The sequence below is a fragment of the Rhizobium sp. BK212 genome (genome assembly GCF_014197475.1).
GTDB lineage: Bacteria > Pseudomonadota > Alphaproteobacteria > Rhizobiales > Rhizobiaceae > Rhizobium > Rhizobium anhuiense.
Map to the genome: position 1 here is coordinate 576,470 of NZ_JACIFS010000003.1, position 16,392 is coordinate 592,861.

Genomic DNA, 16,392 nt, shown 5'->3' on the forward strand with positions numbered 1-16,392 from the left:
TTATTTCAGCCCCGAGCCGGCGATTCCTGTGGTGATGAATCGCTGCAGGAAGACGAAGATCAGCACAACCGGGATCATCGAAACCACGGTCATGGCGAGGATGTAGTGCCATTGCACATTGAGCTCGCCGGCATAGACGTTGAGGCCGACCTGCAGGGTATAGAGTTCCTTGCGCGAGAGTACGATCAGCGGCCAGAGGAAGTCGTTCCAGCGCCAGACGACCGAGAAGATCGCCAGCACCGCCAGTGCGGGCGCCGACAGCGGCAGGATGATGCGCCAGTAGATTTGCCATTCGCTGGCCTTGTCCATGCGCGCGGCATCGATCAATTCGTCCGGGATGGTCAGCATGTATTGCCGGAGCAGGAACACTCCGGTCGGGGTGGCGACCGTCGGCAGGATGACGCCCCAGAGGCTGTCGAAGAGATTCAACGTGCCGATGACGGAATAGAGCGGCACGACGATGACCGAGAGCGGCACCATCAGCGTCGCCAGGATCATCAACATGACGGCGGTGCGGCCGGGGAACTGGTATTTCGACAAGGCGAAGGCAGCCATGGAATTGACGAGCAGCGTAATCGCCGTCGCGACCACGGTGACGAAGACGGAGTTGCGCAGGAACAGGAAGAAATCGAAGCGCTGGAAAGGTTCGGTATAATTGCCGCCGGCGAATTCGACCTTGCGCACCGGCGTGCGGTCCTTGATGTTCACCTTGACGATTTCGCCCGGCTGTTTCGGATCGACCATCTGGCCGATGATGCCGATGCGGCGGACCTCGGCGAGCACACGCGTGCTGCCATCCGGCATCGCCGCCCGATAGAGCGGCAACGGCTTGTCGTAGCCCGGCACCACTGCCTGTTCAGTGACATAGGGCAGGACCGATGGCGGGAATTCGGCAAGCGCCGCCGGCGTCTTGAAGGAGGAGAAGACGAGCCAGACGGCCGGGCCGAACATCAGGAAGACGCCCCATATCAGCCAGATCCAGGTCACCACATCCGTCCAGTGCCAGCCTCGGCCGCGGCGGCGGAGCAGAAAGGCGCCGACAGCGCTCATTGGCGTGCTCCCTTCTTCTCGTTGCGGCTGCTGACGCCAAGCTGGATCAGCGTCAGGATGACGAGCACGATACCCATCAGGATCGAGGCGGCGGAGGCAAGCCCCGGGTTGCGCAGCGAACTCGCAAAGCCGGTCTCGTAAATATATTGGGTGATGTACATGGTGCTGGTGCCGGGCCCGCCGCCGGTCAGCACGAAGACCTCGTCGAAGATCTGCACGGCGCGGATCAGCGCCAAGACCAGGACGACAATAAGGTTCGGCATCAGCAGCGGCAGGGTGATGCGCCGGAAGATGCGGGTCGGGCCGGCGCTATCCATCGCCGCCGCCTCGTAGAGATCCCGCGGGATCGCCTGCAGGCCGGCGAGGAGGATCAGCGCATAAAAGCCCATATGCGCCCAGACCGAGACGAAGACGGCGAAGAAGAAGGCCCAGAAACGATCGCTGAGCCAGGAGAAGGGTTCGAAGCCGAAGGGGCTCAGCGCAAAATTCAACAGGCCTTCACGCTGCAGGATCCATTTCCAGATCAGGCCGACGACGACCGGCGACAGCAGCACCGGGAAGAAGAAGGCGGCGCGCCAGAAGCCGCGATTGGAAAGTTCGCGGTTGAGGATCAGTGCCGTTGCGAGCGCCGCGATCAACATGGCCGTCACCTGGAAAACGACGAAGACGGCGGTATTGCGCACGGCCGCCCAGAAGGTGTCGGCCGCGCATGTCGAGGGGTCGAGATAGCTGCCGCAATCGAAGAGGATGCGGTACTGGTCAGCGCCGACATAGGTCCTGTTCTGCAGGAAGATGGCGCTGCCGCTCGTCGTCGAATAGATGAAATTGATGACCAGCGGCAGAAGCACGAAGACGGTGAAAATCAGCATATTGGGCGCCAGGAAGACGCCCGCCATGCCATTCAGCCCCGTCAGTTTCTGCCAGGCGCGCATGGGAATATCGATGAGCCCCATCGCCAGCCGGACAGGCGCAAGGAGCGCCTGCCGCAGACTGGTTTTTTTGACAGGTGGTGCTGAAGAAACCGTCTTCGCCGTCATCTGTTCTTCCGTCAGTTGCCGGCGACCTTGGCCTTGATGTCCTCGTCGATGCGGGCATAGGCGTCGTCGAGCTTCAATTCGCCGGCGATCACCTGGCTGATGCGGGCGACGATGGCGCTGTAATAGGCGTCCGACCACTTCCAGCCCGGCAGTTTCATGGCGGGTGCGGCAGTCTGGCCGGCCGCTTCGACGAAGGCTTTCAGCGCCGCCTGCACATGCGGATTGTCGGTCTTGAAGTCGATCTGGCCGGCGGCAACACCCTTATGCGCCGGGATGAACAGGCTGCGCTCGGCGAATTCCTTCTGCACGTCGGCACTTGCTAGGTAATCCATCACCTTGGCGACGTCCTTCGGGTTCTTGGTGTATTTGACGGCGACGAGACCCGCACCGCCCTGCATACCGGTGCAGGCGACCGTGCCGCAGGGGCTGCCGGCCATCACCCAGTCGAAACTGTCGCCGATCTTCTGGGCGAAGCCCGGCACCTGCCAGCTGCCGGAATAAAGATAGGCGAGGCCACCATTGATGAAGTCCTCGGCGGCGGAACGGTAGGTGGTGCCGGCAGCACTCACCCAGACATCCTTGTTGACGGTGCCATCCTCGTTCCACTTGACGAAGCGGCTGAGGAAGTCCTTGGCGCCCTGATCGATCGGCGCCGGCTTGCCGTCGGCAGCGATATAGTTGGCGCCGTAGGAAATGTTCGGGCCGGAGACGCGGTGGCCGGAGCGGTCGATCGCCATGGCGAAGACCTTCTGGCTGTCTGCGACCTTCTTGGCCGCCGCCGCCCAATCGTCCCAGGTGGCCTTCGGGCCGGGGATCTCGACGCCGGCCTGCTCGAACAGCGTCTTGTTGGCGAAGCCGCCGGTCAGCGTCAGCTGCGTCATGAAGCCGGTGATGGCGTTCGAACCGTCCGGACGCATCCAGTCGGCCTGGGCGCCGAAATTGTCCTCCCAGTATTTCGCGTCGGTGAGGTAGGGACGAAGGTCGAGCCAGTGCTGCGCCGGCGCCTTCAGATTGGTGACCCGGGCAATATCGGGCCCCTGCCCGGCTTCGAGCTGCACCGGCAGCTGTTCCTTGACAACGTCGTAGGAGACCTCGTCGAGGACGACGTTGACGTCGGGGTTGGCTTTCGAGAAGCGGGAGAGCAGGTCCTTGATCACCTCGCCTTCGCCGCCGTCGGAATACCACATGATGCGCACGTCTCCGGCGTGTGCGGCAACGGAACTCAAGAGAACCGCAGCAAAGGCCGCGCCGATCGATTTCATTCTGGTCATTTTCTCCTCCTCTGACCGATGAATTGCTGCGTCCGGCCGGTCCTCCACCTGCCGGACACGTCGTCTACGAGGCCGCGCGCCGAGGCTGCCTGCCGGGTATCTTGAGATGTACCGCTTCTCCTCGTACCGACCAGTCCGCAGGGCGAAGAATACGGCCTTCGGCACGCACGGTGCCGTCCTCTTCGAAGACGACCCGGCCATAATCCGGATCGATAACGATCAATGCGCCCTCGTCGTCGCGACGAGCCGAGAGCGCGGCGAAACGCGCCTGCATGCCGTCAAGGCCCGCCTCGCGCTCGATATCGGAGAGACGGACGATCCAGCGACCCTTGCGGCCGGGCAGACGCAGCTCGATATCCGTCGTCGGCCCTTGTTTCACCGGCACCAGCGCCGCGTTGCCGATCAGCATCGCAATCCCGTTGCCGGAGCGAGCGACCGCCAGATTGCCGTCGACCCTCGCGTCGTCGAAGGCCTCGAGCGGGAACCAGGCGTGAGTGAAATCCGGCTGACCCTCGTGGATGTCGAAATCGAGGATCGCCAGATCGCGATACTGGTGCCCGCGCGGCAGTGTTCCACAACCACCCCAGAAGCTCGGCCGGCCATAGCCGAACTGAATGGTTTCGCCGGGATGGTTGATCCAGATCTGCGCTTCCGGCCGGTGGCCCAAGCGTAGGTGCAGCACCGTCTCCTGATAACCCCAGGTGCCGGGGCGATAATGGGCGATGGTGCCCAGTGCGGTGTCGCGCGTCTTGTAGTGGTAGAGGGCGGCAAAACGATTCTCGCCCTGGGAAAAGGTCCATTCCTGCGCGGCGTCGGCCTGATGCAAAGCGATCGCCGCAAGCCGTTCCGGAAAGTCCAGGCCGTGGTCGCGGATGCAGACGGCAAGCTGCGGCAAAGCGTGGACACGGCGGCCGTACCAGCCACGGCCCCAGAGCAGGCGGGCGATGGCGGACAGCTCGACCGAGCGGCCGGGGCGCAGCGTATGTTCGTAGGAGCGGCCCTGGCTGCCGGTCAGCATGCCGTGATGGGCCGAACGGGCGACGATCTCCATCAGGCGGATGATGCTGGCGCTCGCCCGGCTGCGAATCGTCTCATCCGGCGCGCAGGCGGCGAGCGCCGTCAGGCCCTTGAGGTCGATCGGGAAATAGGGAACGGAGTTCCACTCGGCCATTTCCCAGCGCTCGAAATGATCGAGCCAGGCGCGGACACGTTCCTCGCCGACCTGCATCTGCTCGGCGCCGGTGCGGCCGGAACGGACGAAGACGGCATCGGGGAACAGCCTGCCGCCGAGATAGGCGGCGGTATGGAAGAGAAGCGCGTGGTTTTCCGAGAAATACCACTGAACGTCGTTGCCGGGCTCATCCATCCAGTATCGGTAATTGAGGACCGCCTGCTTGATCCTGTCGCGCAGCTCGGATGAGAGCAGATCGCTCCAGCGGGTATAGGCAAAGAGCAGCGGCACCAGCACGAAATCGGCGCAGTCGTGGCAATCCTCGATGACCGGCAGCATGGCTGCGATCATCGCCTCGGTTTCCTCGCCGCCCTGCCCCAGCGCCAGACGCGCAAAAGCACAGACCGCGTCGGGCTCGGAATGGGCGGCGACCTCGGCCAGCGCCTCGGCGACGCGGTCATTGAGGGCGGCGGGTGCCTCGCCCTGCCGCTCGGGATGACAGATTTCGACGCCGAGCGTGCGGCCGAGCGAAAGCTCGCCTGTTGTGAAGGTGATGCGGAAATGGCGGAAATCGGCCGGCATATCAGCCGAGGCGCCGAGCTCCAGCTTGGTCGCTCCTGCTTTCAGCTCGAAATCATAGTCGAAGCGCTCGGTCGACATGAAGTCGCCTTCGATCTCGACATGGCAGGTCAGCGCCACCGGCAGCGGCACGGGAAAGAGGATCGTCACATCTTCGCCGAGATAGGCGGTGCGGTCGAAACGCATGCCTTCGAGGATCTCCTCCAGCGCATCCGCATCACCGGCGGCGATGGGAACAGGGACCGATGTTTCGACCTCAGGCCCGTCGAGATAATCCAGCTGAAAATAGAAGCGGGCGTCGCGCTCGGCGAGATCGTCGAAATAGATGCGGATCTCGTTGAGGCCGGCCGTGAGCTCGATCTCGAAGAGCTGCTGGGCTTCCAGATTGCGCTGGTAAGGCGCCATGAAGCCCTGCTCGCGGCCGTTGACGAAGAGGATCGCGCCGCCGCAGGTCGACAGGCGAAGCGTGGCGGGCCCCGCCGACTGTGCATCGAGAAACGTGCGTGCCCAGCAGCCGATGCGCGTCGGGCGAAACCAGAAGCCGGAGAGATCGACTCGCGGAGAGGCATAGGGAAGCCACCAGCGGACGGCCTCGAATTCGCCAGCCGGCTGCGGCCGCCGGCCGGAGAAGGATGTCTTGAATTCGGTGCGGCAGGGATATTCATGCGGGATGAAGTTCTTTGTCTTGGTGACGAAGAAGAACGGATCCATCCTGCCGTCCATCGGACGGTCGGCGACATCGTAGCGCTCCTGCCACAGCTGGGCGAGTTGCCAGTAGACGATCGGACTGTGCTTGGCAGTTGATCGGCGGAGATAAGATTGCTGCTCTGCGGCCATGCTTCAGTCCGCTCGAGCATTGCCACGCCGGGCAAACCGCCGACGCATGGACTGGCCGTCAAGCCGCATCTTCAAAGCCTCCCTGCTCTGCCGCTTGCCGCGGACTCCTCGCAGGTAATTGTGCATAGGCATTCCATTTGCGCAATCTGAAAGATTTTTGCATGATGGCGAAGGAGCGAGGAGATGAGATGACAGGGGAACCGAAAAAAGCCAGGCGTACGCGCCTCGACGACATCGCCGCCAAATGCGGCGTGTCGATCAGCACGGTGTCGCGGGCGCTGGCCGGTGAGAAGGGCGTCAGGCCTGACATTCGCAAGCTGGTGCTGGAAACGGCAAGTGCGGTCAGCTACGCCTTGCCGGCCAGCGTGGCCGGCAAGAAGGTCATGCTCGTCGCCTCCGGTGCGGCAATGATCGACTATGTCCGCAACCAGTTTACGCTCTACGTGCTCGAAGGGTTGAATGCGCGTGCGGCCGCCCTCGGCATCGAGCTTTCGATGCGCCCGATCGCCGACAAGGGGGATGAAGCGCGCGTCGTCGCCGAGATGCGCGATGATCCGAGTTTCGGCGGCATGCTGATCCTGACCGTCGACGAAGAGGACATGCTGGCGGCAGCCACCGATCTCGGAAAGCCCGTCGTGCTCGTCAACAGCGACGATCCCTATATGCGGCTTTCGAGTGTTACGCCCTGCAACCGCTCGGCCGCCTTCATCGCCGCCGAACGGCTGATCGAGGCCGGGCATGAACGTATTCTCTTCATGCTGCGGCCGGGACGGCGGACGATCGAGCGGCGCCTGGAGGGATGGCGCGATGCCCTGCAGCTTCATGGGCTGAAGGCCGACGCGGATCTGGTGCTCGAAGTCGACGACTGGCTGCCGGACCTCGGCGCCGAGGCGATTACCCGTCTTGTCCGCGAGAAAGGTCTCTCCTTCACCGCCGTCCTGACGGCGGGCGACAGTCTCGCCAACGGCGCCGTGCGCGGCTTGCAGGCGATGGGTTATGCCGTGCCGAAGGACATCTCCGTCATGGGCATCGACGACCTGCCGCAGTCAGCCTTCCTCAATCCACCGCTCTCGACGGTGCATATTCCGATGCGTGAACTCGGCGCCACCGCGCTCGATCTGCTGCGCGACATGATGCTCGGTCTTGCGGCTCCGCGCCGCCGCGTCGAGCTCGCCTGCCATCTCGTGGAAAGGGGCAGTGTTGCGGCGGTCAACCGCGTCCATGTCGCAACGGAGGATCGCTGAACTCACACCACGTTTAAGGATATCAAGCCTCGATGAAGCTCGCCTCGAACAGTTCCCGTGCATAGGCATCATGGGTGACGCCGGCCTGCAGATCGGCTTTGGTGAGCTCGTCGACGAAACAGCCGTTCTTCATGATCAACACTCGATCGCACATATGCGCGATGACGGCGAGGTCGTGGCTGACAAGCAGATAGGTCAGCTCCTTTTCCTCGCGCTGATCGGCAAGCAGATTGAGGATTTCGGCCTGGATCGAGACGTCGAGCGCCGATGTCGGCTCGTCGAGCAGCAGGATGGGCGGCGACAGGATCAGCGCCCGGGCGATCGCCACGCGTTGCCTCTGGCCGCCGGAAAGCTCGTGCGGAAAACGATTGGCGAAGCTCGCCGGCAGGCCGACCTGGACCAGTGCTTTTTCGACCTTCGACCAGATATCGGAATGCCCCATGGCGCGTAGCGGCTCGGCGAGCGCGGTGCCGATGCGATGGCGCGGATGTAGGGATCCGTAAGGGTCCTGAAAGACCATCTGGGCGAATTTCAGCTCCTCGCGGGAGCGCTTTCTTCCGATCGGTTTTCCGCCAAGCTCGATGTGACCGGTCCAACCGGACTCCATCCCGGCGAGGCAGCGCAGCACCGTCGATTTGCCGCAGCCGGATTCACCGACAATGCCGAGCGTCTCCCCCTGGCCGACCTGAAAACTGATGCCCCTGACGACATGGTTGCTTGATTTGCCGGAAGTAAAGACGACATCGAGGTCACGCACATTGATCATTGCGCCGTCTCCAGATCGAGTTTCGCCCTGTCGAGAACAGCAAGCCGGCGAACCGGGTTCTTCGGGTCGGGCAGCGCTGCTATCAGCCCGCGGGTATAGGGGTGGCGGGCGTCCTCAAGGCTGGTCAGGGTTTCGACGATCCGGCCGGCATACATGACGATGATGCGCTCGCAAAAGGCGGCCACCATGCGAATGTCGTGGCTGATCAGCAGCAGTCCGGAATTGTTCTCGCGCACCAGTTCGTCGAGCAGCAGCAGCACGTCCTTGCGGACGCTGACATCGAGAGCCGAGGTCGGTTCGTCGGCGATGACGAGCTTCGGCCGCGCCAGCAACATCATGGCGATCATCACCCGCTGGCCCATGCCGCCCGATATCTGGTGGGGATAAAGCGCCATCACCCGATCGGGATCGCTGATGCGCACGCGTTCGAGCATGGCGCGGGCGGCCTCAAACGCCTGTTTCTTGTGAAGGCCGAGGTGAAGGCGTGCGGCTTCGGCGATCTGCTTGCCGATCGAGAGCACCGGGTTCAGCGAATAGCGCGGATCCTGCATGATCAGTGCGATATCCTTGCCGCGAAGCGCGCCCATCTGACGCTCGGTCTTTGACAGCAAAGGACTGCCGGCAAGATCCAGGCGTTCGGCAGAGACCACCGCGGCCGGCGGCAGAAGACGCATGATGGCGCGACCCGTCGTCGATTTGCCGGAACCGGATTCGCCGACGATGCCGACACGCTCACGGCCGACGTCGAAACTGACATTGGAAACGGCGGGCACGGCGCCTCGCCCGAAACGGACATTCAGCCCCTTGACGGAAAGAACGGGCTTTTGATCACGATCTTGCATGGCGGGGATCCAGAATGTCGCGCAGAGCATCTCCGGCGATGTTGAAGGCAAGGCTGGTTAGCAGGATGGCGATACCCGGCATGACGGCGACCCACCAATAATCGAGCATGAACTTGCGGCCGCTGGAGATCATCGCACCCCATTCCGGGGCCGGCGGCTGGGCGCCAAGACCGAGGAAGCCGAGTGACGCCGCCGTCAGGATGATGCCCGCCATGTTGAGCGTCAGGCGAACGATGACGGAGGGCACGCACATCGGCGCGATATAGAGGAAAAGAATGCGGATCGGCGAGGCGCCATAAAGGCGGGCGGCAACCACATAGTCGGCGTTTCTGACGACAAGGGCCTCGGCGCGCGCAAGCCTGGCAATCGGCGGCCATGCGGTCAGCGAGATCGCGATGATGGCCGTGGTCAAGCCGGCGCCAAGTGCCGCGGCAAAAGCCAGAGCCAGGATCAGCGACGGGAAAGAGAGAACGATATCGGTGGCGCGCATCAGCAGCGCATCGACGCGTCCGCCGAAGAAACCGGCAACGACGCCGATCAACAGGCCGATCGGCCCGACGATCAAGGAGATGGAAAGCACGGTCTGGATGGTGATGCGCGTGCCGAAGATGAGGCGGCTCAGGATATCGCGACCGAATTCGTCGGTGCCTGCGAGATGCGCAAGGCTCGGCGGCTGCAGGGCATCGCCCAGCGCCTGTATGGCCGGATCATAAGGCGCCAGAAGCGGCGCGAAGATCGCGATGAAGCAGAGAAGACCGAGGATGACGAACCCCGCAAGGCCAAGCGGCTCGTGGGCCAGTTTGCGGCCGGCGCGCGCCAGCGACGCCGCCATGCGGCTCGATACACTTGGAGGGCGGATCTGAATCTCGCTGCGGATAACGTCGCTCATCGGGCCGCCTCCCTCATACGGGGATCAAACACGGCATAAGCGACGTCGGCGAAGAAGTTCAACAGCATGAAAATGAATCCAACGATAATGGTGCCGGCGACGACGGCGTTCATGTCGCCGATCATCAGCGCGTTCGTCATGTACTGGCCAATGCCGGGCCAGGAGAAGACGATCTCGGTGACAACAGCGCCTTCGAGCAGCCCACCATAGGAAATGGCCAGGATGGTGATCAGCTGCACGGCAATGTTCGGCAGGACGTGATGCCAGATCGTGCCCAAGGGGCTCACACCCTTGGCACGGGCGGCGATGACATAATCCTGGCTCAACTGTTCCAGGGTGAAGCTGCGTGTCATGCGGGTGATGTAGGCCATGGCCGCATAGGCAAGGATGATGGCGGGAAGAATGATATGGCCGAGTGCATTCCAGAAGATTTCCGTCTCGCCCTGCAGCAGGCTGTCGACCAGCAACAGCCCGGTTTGTGGCGTCACGAGGCCTTCGTAGAAGACATCGATCCTGCCCGGCCCGCCGACCCAATTGAGGCCCGCATAGAAGATGACGAGCCCGACGATGCCGAACCAGAAGACCGGGATCGAATGACCGACGAGCGCAAGCACGCGGGCCGTCTTGTCGATGAAGCTGTCGCGAAACAGTGCGGCGACCAGTCCGAGCGGGACGCCGACGAAAGTGGAGATGATTACCGCCAGCGTCGCCAGTTCGAATGTCGCCGGAAACGCCTGGGCCAGGTCCGAAGAGACGGGATTGCCGGTGAGGACGGCGGTGCCGAAATCACCATGCGCCAACCCGTTCAGATAGAGGAAAAACTGCTGGTAGATCGGCAGATCGAGACCGAGACGCGCCCGCATCGCCGCATAAGCGGCGGGATCGGCGAGCTCGCCGACGATCGCGCCGACCGGATCGGTGGGCAGGATGCGGCCGATCACGAAGGTCACACATAAGAGGATGAACAGGCTGACCAGCAAATGCGCCAGGCGTCGGCCAAATTCGGCTACGGAGAGTTCCTTCATGATCGGCTGCCTCCGGAGTATTACTGGGTTTCAGACTTCGTGACGTTCTCGAGACGCGTCAGCTGGGTCGGATGCCCGATATATCCCTGGACCTTGCTCGACAGGACGATCGGCTCGAAGCGCTCGAACATCGGCAGCACGGCCGGCTTCTGTTCGACGAACATCTTCTGCATCTGCACGTAGAGTTCGCCGCGCTTCTTCGGGTCCGGCTCCATCGATGCCTTGGCGGTCAGGGCCGTCAGTTCGGGAATGTCCCAGGCCGAACGCCAGACGAAGTTGCCGGCATTGTTGGCTTCCTTCGAGTTGTCGGGATTGGACGAGAACTGCTCCATCGAGCCGAGCACGTTCGGCATATAGGCGCTCGTCTGCGGGATCAGCAGATCGAAATCCCGGGCGCGGTGGGCGGCGATGATTTCCGAGCCGTTGCCCTGCTGGATATCGATCTTGATGCCGACCTGGGCAAGCGATGCCTGGATGGCCGTGGCAAGATCGATGCGCGGCGTCTGCGCGATCGTCTTCAGCGTCAGCGAGAATCCGTCCTTGAACCCCGCTTCGGCCAACAGTTGCTTGGACTTTTCGACGTCGAGATGCCAATCGGGATTGGCGATCGCATATTCGAAATTCTCCGGAACGGGAACGTTTCTCGCCCGCCCGTAAGGACCCATGATCGTCTTCTCGATGCCCTTATAGTCGATGCCGTAGGCAATGGCCTCGCGGACCTTGGGGTTGGAAAGGTATTGGTTGCCGGCATTCATCGACAGCACGTAGAATCCGCCTGTCGGAATCCGCTGGATCGTAAAGCCCTGCTTGTCCTTGAAGGTCGCGAGATCGGATGCGGTCAGCGCGCTGGCGATATCGATATCGCCGCGTTCGAGCATCAGCCGTTCGACCTGGCTTTCCGGAACATGCCGAACGATGACGCGCTTCATCTTCGGCGCGCCGGCCACATAATCCTTGTTGGCGTCGAGAATAACAAGTTCGTTCGGAGACCAGCGATTGAGCGTGAACGGACCGGAGCCGGCCGAATGCGTGCGCATCCAGGCATTTCCCCAGTCATTGTCGGCGACATGCTTCTGCACTTCGACGCTATCGACGACGCTGGTGGTCGAGGTCGTGAGCCGGTAGAGCAGCATCTCGGCCGTCACCTGGCCGGAAAAATCGACGCGGACCGTCTTGTCGTCGACTGCCGTGACGAGCTTGTCGATATTGTCCTTGTCATAGCCGATGCGCTTGAGGTTGGCGGCGGCTGCCTGGTCGAGCTTCAAGAGCCGTCCCAGCGAATAGACGACATCTTTTGACGTTACCGGATTGCCGGTGGCGAAATTGGCTTGGCGCAACGTGAAGGTGATGCCCTTGTCGTCAACTTTCCAGCTTTCGGCCAGCTGCGGCACGATCTTGCCATCCGGCGTGCTGTTGACCAGCCGGTCGTAGAGATTCGACATGATCTCGACCGCTTTTCCCTCGGTCGCCTGATGCGGGTCGAGGGACAGAACCTGCGCCAGCGATGTCCCGATCACCAGCTGGTCCTTCGGCGTGGCGGCGTATAGCTGCGGTGCTGATATCGTCAGGGCGCCGATCACGGCGCCGACGAACAAGCCCTTAGAAAAATGCTTCATTGTCAGTCCTCCCTAGACTACTATAAGAGACATATTATGTCGCCCGTATGTCGTATTATGATTTATCGAAGTCTGATATGATTTGCAAGACCCGAGCGGGAGACTTGATGCAGAGGGATTGGGGAACGGACTATGACAACACTCGGCCGTGGTCGGCAAAGACTGGCGCAGCAGGTCATCGATCAACTGCGGACACAGATCGAGACGGGGAAGCTGCGGGTCGGCGACCAGCTGCCGACCGAGCCGCAGCTCGAATCGACATTCGGCGTCAGCCGCACCGTGGTGCGCGAGGCGATTGCCGATCTGAGGGCAGCAGGCTTCGTCAAGCCGATCCAGGGCAAAGGCGTCTTTGTCGCGGATCCGAAGACGCATTCGGTCCTGTCACTGACGCCGGTGGAAATCAAAAGCATCCCGGAAACCCTGGAATTGCTGGAGTTTCGCATGGCCGCCGAAGGTGAAGCGGCCGCAATCGCCGCCTATCGCCGCACAGCCGAGCAGGAGGCGGCGATCCGCGATGCCAACCGCAAAATGGCGCAACTCATCGAAACCGGACAGCAGACCGTGGAGGCGGATTACGCCTTCCACATGGCGATTGCGGCTGCCACCAACAACCGATTCTATGTCGACGTGCTGCGCCATTTCGGCGCCCGGGCCATCCCTCGCGGACAGTTTCCGACGCTGCCCGAGGCCAATGACCGCGACTATCTCCAAAAGGTTTATGCCGAACATGTCGAAATCCTGTCGGCCATCGCCGATCAGGATCCGGAACGCGCCCGCCAGGCGATGCGCGCGCATCTGATGGCCAGCCAACGCCGCTACCGCATGCTCGCCGAACAGCAATAGGGCTCGACACTCTCCGAAATTCATATTATGTCATATGACATTGTGCAATTTCGAGAGAGACTCAAATGTATCTGGGAACACAGGTGGCCGCGCGGGATGACGACGATTATCGCATCTTCGCGCAACTGGGCGTGAAGCATATCAGTGCCGACCCGCCGGGAAAGCCGAGCAGCTGGACACTCTCCGACATCGAGCGGCATCGCGACAAGGTCGAGAGCTTCGGCCTGATCCTCGACATGATCCAGTTGCCCCTGCCCTCGCAGCCGATCGAGAAGGCGTCCTATCCCGATATCCTGCTCGCCGGACCTGATCGCGACCGGCAGATCGACGCCGTCTGCAAGATGATCGAGAATGTCGCGGCGGCCGGCATTCCCGCCGTCAAATATAATCTCAACCTGATCGGCATTCCGCGCACGCCGGACGAACCGGGACGCGGCGGCTCGCTGAACGCCAGCTTCCGCTGGGAGAAGACGGACCAGCAGGCCGCGCCCGGCCTTGCCGGCGTTCTCTCCGAAGACGAAAACTGGGAGCGGATCGACTATTTCCTCGAACGCGTCGTTCCGGTGGCCGAAAGCAATCGCGTCAGGCTCGCCTGCCATCCGCACGATCCCTATACGCCGCCGGGCTACCGCGGCGTCACGCGGGTGCTGGGTACGGTGGAAGGCCTGAAGAAATTCGTGCTGATGCGGGAAAACCCGTATCACGGCCTCAATTTCTGCCAGGGCTCAGTCGGCGAGATGCTCGAAAATCCGGGCGAAGAAATCGACGACATCATTCGCTGGTTCGGCCAACGCGGCAAGATCTTCAATGTTCACTTCCGCAACATTCGCGGCGGCAAGCTTTCGTTCATGGAGACCTTCCCGGACGAGGGCGACATGGACATGGTCCGCTCGGTCAGGATCTACAAGGAAGTCGGCTTCAAATACATGCTGATGCCGGACCATGTGCCGACCGTCAGCGGCAAGGACCCCTCCGCCACCGCCTTTGCCTTCTGCTACGGCTATATCGCGGCACTTCTGCAAGCGCTCGAAAGCGCCTGACAATTTTCAACAGGTCAAGAATAGGAATTCATGATGAACCCGATTGAATTGAAGAAGGCCGTCGGCAGTGGTCTCCTCTCGTTTCCGGTGACGCATTTCGACGATCAACTCAAATTCGACGAAGCCAAGTACCGCCGTCATGTCGAGTGGCTTGCAGGATATGACGCGGCCGCGCTGTTTGCCGCCGGCGGCACCGGTGAGTTCTTCTCCCTCAATCCCGCCGAGATTCCACAGGTCGTCCGGGCCGCCAAGGCGTCGGCGGGCAAGACGCCGATCATCTCGGGAACCGGCTATGGCACGTCGCTGGCGATCGAGATCGCAAAGGCGGCCGAGAAGGCCGGCGCGGACGGATTGCTGCTGTTGCCGCCCTATCTGATGTTTGCCGAACAGGCCGGGTTGATTGCCCACGTCAAGGCGGTCTGCCAGTCGGTCGGCATCGGCGTCATCGTCTATAACCGCGACAACGCCATTCTTTCGGCCGAAAGCATTTCCCGCCTGGCGGAGGAATGCCCGAACCTGATCGGCTTCAAGGACGGCGTCGGCGATGTCGACAAGGTCATTGAGATCACCACCCTGCTCGGCGACCGTCTCGTCTATGTCGGCGGCATGCCGACCCATGAGGTCTATGCCCAAGCCTATTTTGCCGCCGGCGTGACGACCTATTCGTCCGCGGTCTTCAACTTCGTGCCTGCACTGGCCCAACGCTTTTACGGCGCCTTGCGCACCGGCGATCAGGCGACCGTCGACGAGATCCTGAAGAGCTTCTTCTTCCCCTTCGTCGCCTTGCGCAACCGCAAAAAGGGATACGCCGTCTCGATCATCAAGGCCGGCCTCCGGGTGCTCGGGCAGAATCCGGGGCCTGTGCGCCCGCCTCTGACGGATCTCACCCCGGACGAGCTCGCGCTGCTGGAGAAGATCGTCCAGGCCAACGGCGTCGAACGGATTGCGGCGGAATAATATATCGCGGCAGCAGGCGGCCGGGACGTCCCGGCCGTCCGCACTCCGACGGATCGCCATCCGCCGGAGTGCGGACCGATCATCCAACAATCAGCGCAAATTGAACATGCAAGGGGCTGCTATCGGCGGTCTCCTGGGCCGAGGATTCGCTACAGCGCCACACCAGTGCCGCGATCGAAGACATGCACTTGGTCACTCGTAATACTCGCCTCGAAGACGGCGCCGTAACGGGCGGGATATTCGCCGTCGACGATGGCGGTCACCTGCTGGCCGGCGAGGTCGAAGACGACATGGGTCTGGGCGCCGGTGGGTTCCACCAGCATCGTGCGGCCGGCGAGCGGCGTGCCGGCTGATATGCCGGGAACGAGATGTTCGGGGCGCAGGCCGATGGTGATGGCCTGGCCGGGCCTGACCTTGCGGTCGGGGGCGATGCGGATTGCCGTGCCGTCCTCGAGACGGGCGGCGGGTTCACCGTTTTCGCCGTCCACGGTGCCATCCAGCATGTTCATCGCCGGCGATCCGATGAAGGCGGCGACGAAGAGATTGGCCGGCTTCCTGTAAAGTTCGAGCGGTGTGCCCTGCTGCTCCACCCTGCCCTGATTGAGCACGACGATGCGGTCGGCCAGCGTCATCGCTTCGATCTGGTCATGGGTGACATAGATCGAGGTCGTCCTGACCTTCTGGTGCAGCGTCTTGATTTCCGAGCGCATCTGCACGCGCAGCTTGGCATCGAGGTTGGAGAGCGGCTCGTCGAACAGGAAGACGGCGGGATTGCGCACGACGGCGCGGCCCATGGCGACGCGCTGGCGCTGGCCACCGGAAAGCTGGGCGGGCTTACGGTCGAGGAGTTCGGCGAGATCCAGCATGCGGGCGGCTTCGGCGACGCGGAGCTCGATCTGGGGTTTCGCAACGCCGGCGAGCTTCAGATTGAAGCCCATGTTTTCCGCCACGGTCATGTGCGGATAGAGCGCATAGGACTGAAAAACCATGGCGATGTTGCGTTCGCGCGGCGTCATGGCGTTGACGACCTTGCCGCCGATCGCGATCTCACCATCGGTGATCTCTTCGAGGCCGGCAATCATCCGCAGCAGCGTCGATTTTCCGCAACCGGACGGCCCGACGAGTGCTACGAATTCCCCATCCTCTATATCAAGCGAGATGCCGTGGATGACGTCGACGGCGCCATAGGTCTTGCTGATATCGGTGAGTTGAACGGATGCCATGA

At 62.3% G+C, this 16,392-nt stretch carries 14 protein-coding genes; 4 read left to right on the top strand and 10 right to left on the bottom strand.

The window, feature by feature from the left end:
* From FHT79_RS12735 to FHT79_RS12750, 4 genes are all read right to left on the bottom strand, one after another.
* A complete protein-coding gene (locus FHT79_RS12735; protein WP_183903436.1) occupies positions 1-1,050 on the bottom strand; it encodes a carbohydrate ABC transporter permease in 1,050 nt (349 codons plus the stop codon).
* Positions 1,047-2,087 carry a sugar ABC transporter permease gene (locus FHT79_RS12740; protein WP_183903437.1) on the bottom strand — a complete coding sequence of 347 codons (1,041 nt, stop codon included), beginning with the start codon at positions 2,085-2,087 and terminating at the stop codon, positions 1,047-1,049. Before FHT79_RS12740 ends, FHT79_RS12735 begins: the two co-directional genes overlap by 4 nt.
* Before the next feature lie 11 nt (positions 2,088-2,098).
* Positions 2,099-3,358: an ABC transporter substrate-binding protein gene (locus FHT79_RS12745; protein ID WP_063475553.1), complete on the bottom strand. Its 1,260-nt coding sequence runs from the start codon at positions 3,356-3,358 to the stop codon at positions 2,099-2,101.
* Positions 3,359-3,422: 64 nt separating this feature from the next.
* Positions 3,423-5,945 (bottom strand): hypothetical protein, encoded by a 2,523-nt coding sequence (locus FHT79_RS12750; protein ID WP_097594542.1) that lies wholly within the window; start codon positions 5,943-5,945, stop codon positions 3,423-3,425.
* 188 nt (positions 5,946-6,133) lie between these two features.
* Here FHT79_RS12750 and FHT79_RS12755 point away from each other — a divergent pair, with 188 nt between their 5' ends.
* Positions 6,134-7,189, top strand: coding sequence for a LacI family DNA-binding transcriptional regulator (locus FHT79_RS12755; RefSeq protein ID WP_028758118.1), 1,056 nt, complete (start codon positions 6,134-6,136; stop codon positions 7,187-7,189).
* A 22-nt stretch (positions 7,190-7,211) separates the two neighbouring features.
* Here the strand turns inward: FHT79_RS12755 and FHT79_RS12760 are convergent, their stop codons facing one another.
* Genes FHT79_RS12760 through FHT79_RS12780 form a run of 5 tightly spaced genes read right to left on the bottom strand, consistent with a single transcriptional unit; the run spans position 7,212 to position 12,327 of the window.
* Positions 7,212-7,955, bottom strand: coding sequence for an ABC transporter ATP-binding protein (locus tag FHT79_RS12760; protein ID WP_047615069.1), 744 nt, complete (start codon positions 7,953-7,955; stop codon positions 7,212-7,214).
* Positions 7,952-8,797, bottom strand: a complete 846-nt coding sequence (locus FHT79_RS12765) for an ABC transporter ATP-binding protein (protein ID WP_028758116.1) — start codon at positions 8,795-8,797, stop codon at positions 7,952-7,954. The genes FHT79_RS12760 and FHT79_RS12765 overlap by 4 nt, the downstream gene beginning before the upstream one ends.
* On the bottom strand, positions 8,784-9,686 hold the full coding sequence (locus FHT79_RS12770) for an ABC transporter permease (RefSeq protein ID WP_028758115.1): 903 nt from the start codon (positions 9,684-9,686) through the stop codon (positions 8,784-8,786). Before FHT79_RS12770 ends, FHT79_RS12765 begins: the two co-directional genes overlap by 14 nt.
* Entirely contained in the window at positions 9,683-10,711 is a 1,029-nt protein-coding gene (locus FHT79_RS12775) for an ABC transporter permease (RefSeq protein WP_028758114.1), read from the bottom strand. Before FHT79_RS12775 ends, FHT79_RS12770 begins: the two co-directional genes overlap by 4 nt.
* 20 nt (positions 10,712-10,731) lie before the next feature.
* Positions 10,732-12,327, bottom strand: coding sequence for an ABC transporter substrate-binding protein (locus FHT79_RS12780; RefSeq protein WP_028758113.1), 1,596 nt, complete (start codon positions 12,325-12,327; stop codon positions 10,732-10,734).
* 132 nt (positions 12,328-12,459) lie between these two features.
* On the opposite strand from FHT79_RS12780, the gene FHT79_RS12785 reads away from it, so the two are divergent.
* From FHT79_RS12785 to kdgD, 3 genes are all read left to right on the top strand, one after another.
* The gene (locus tag FHT79_RS12785) at positions 12,460-13,170 is read left to right on the top strand and encodes a FadR/GntR family transcriptional regulator (RefSeq protein WP_028758112.1); all 711 of its coding nucleotides are present in this window, start codon (positions 12,460-12,462) and stop codon (positions 13,168-13,170) included.
* A gap of 65 nt (positions 13,171-13,235) precedes the next feature.
* Positions 13,236-14,210 (top strand): mannonate dehydratase, encoded by a 975-nt coding sequence (locus FHT79_RS12790; RefSeq protein ID WP_028758111.1) that lies wholly within the window; start codon positions 13,236-13,238, stop codon positions 14,208-14,210.
* Between the two features lie 30 nt (positions 14,211-14,240).
* Positions 14,241-15,167, top strand: a complete 927-nt coding sequence (gene kdgD, locus FHT79_RS12795; protein WP_028758110.1) for a 5-dehydro-4-deoxyglucarate dehydratase — start codon at positions 14,241-14,243, stop codon at positions 15,165-15,167.
* A gap of 149 nt (positions 15,168-15,316) precedes the next feature.
* On the opposite strand, the gene ugpC is transcribed toward kdgD, so the two are convergent.
* Positions 15,317-16,390, bottom strand: a complete 1,074-nt coding sequence (ugpC, locus tag FHT79_RS12800) for a sn-glycerol-3-phosphate ABC transporter ATP-binding protein UgpC (protein WP_028758109.1) — start codon at positions 16,388-16,390, stop codon at positions 15,317-15,319.
* Between the last annotated feature and the right edge of the window lie 2 nt (positions 16,391-16,392).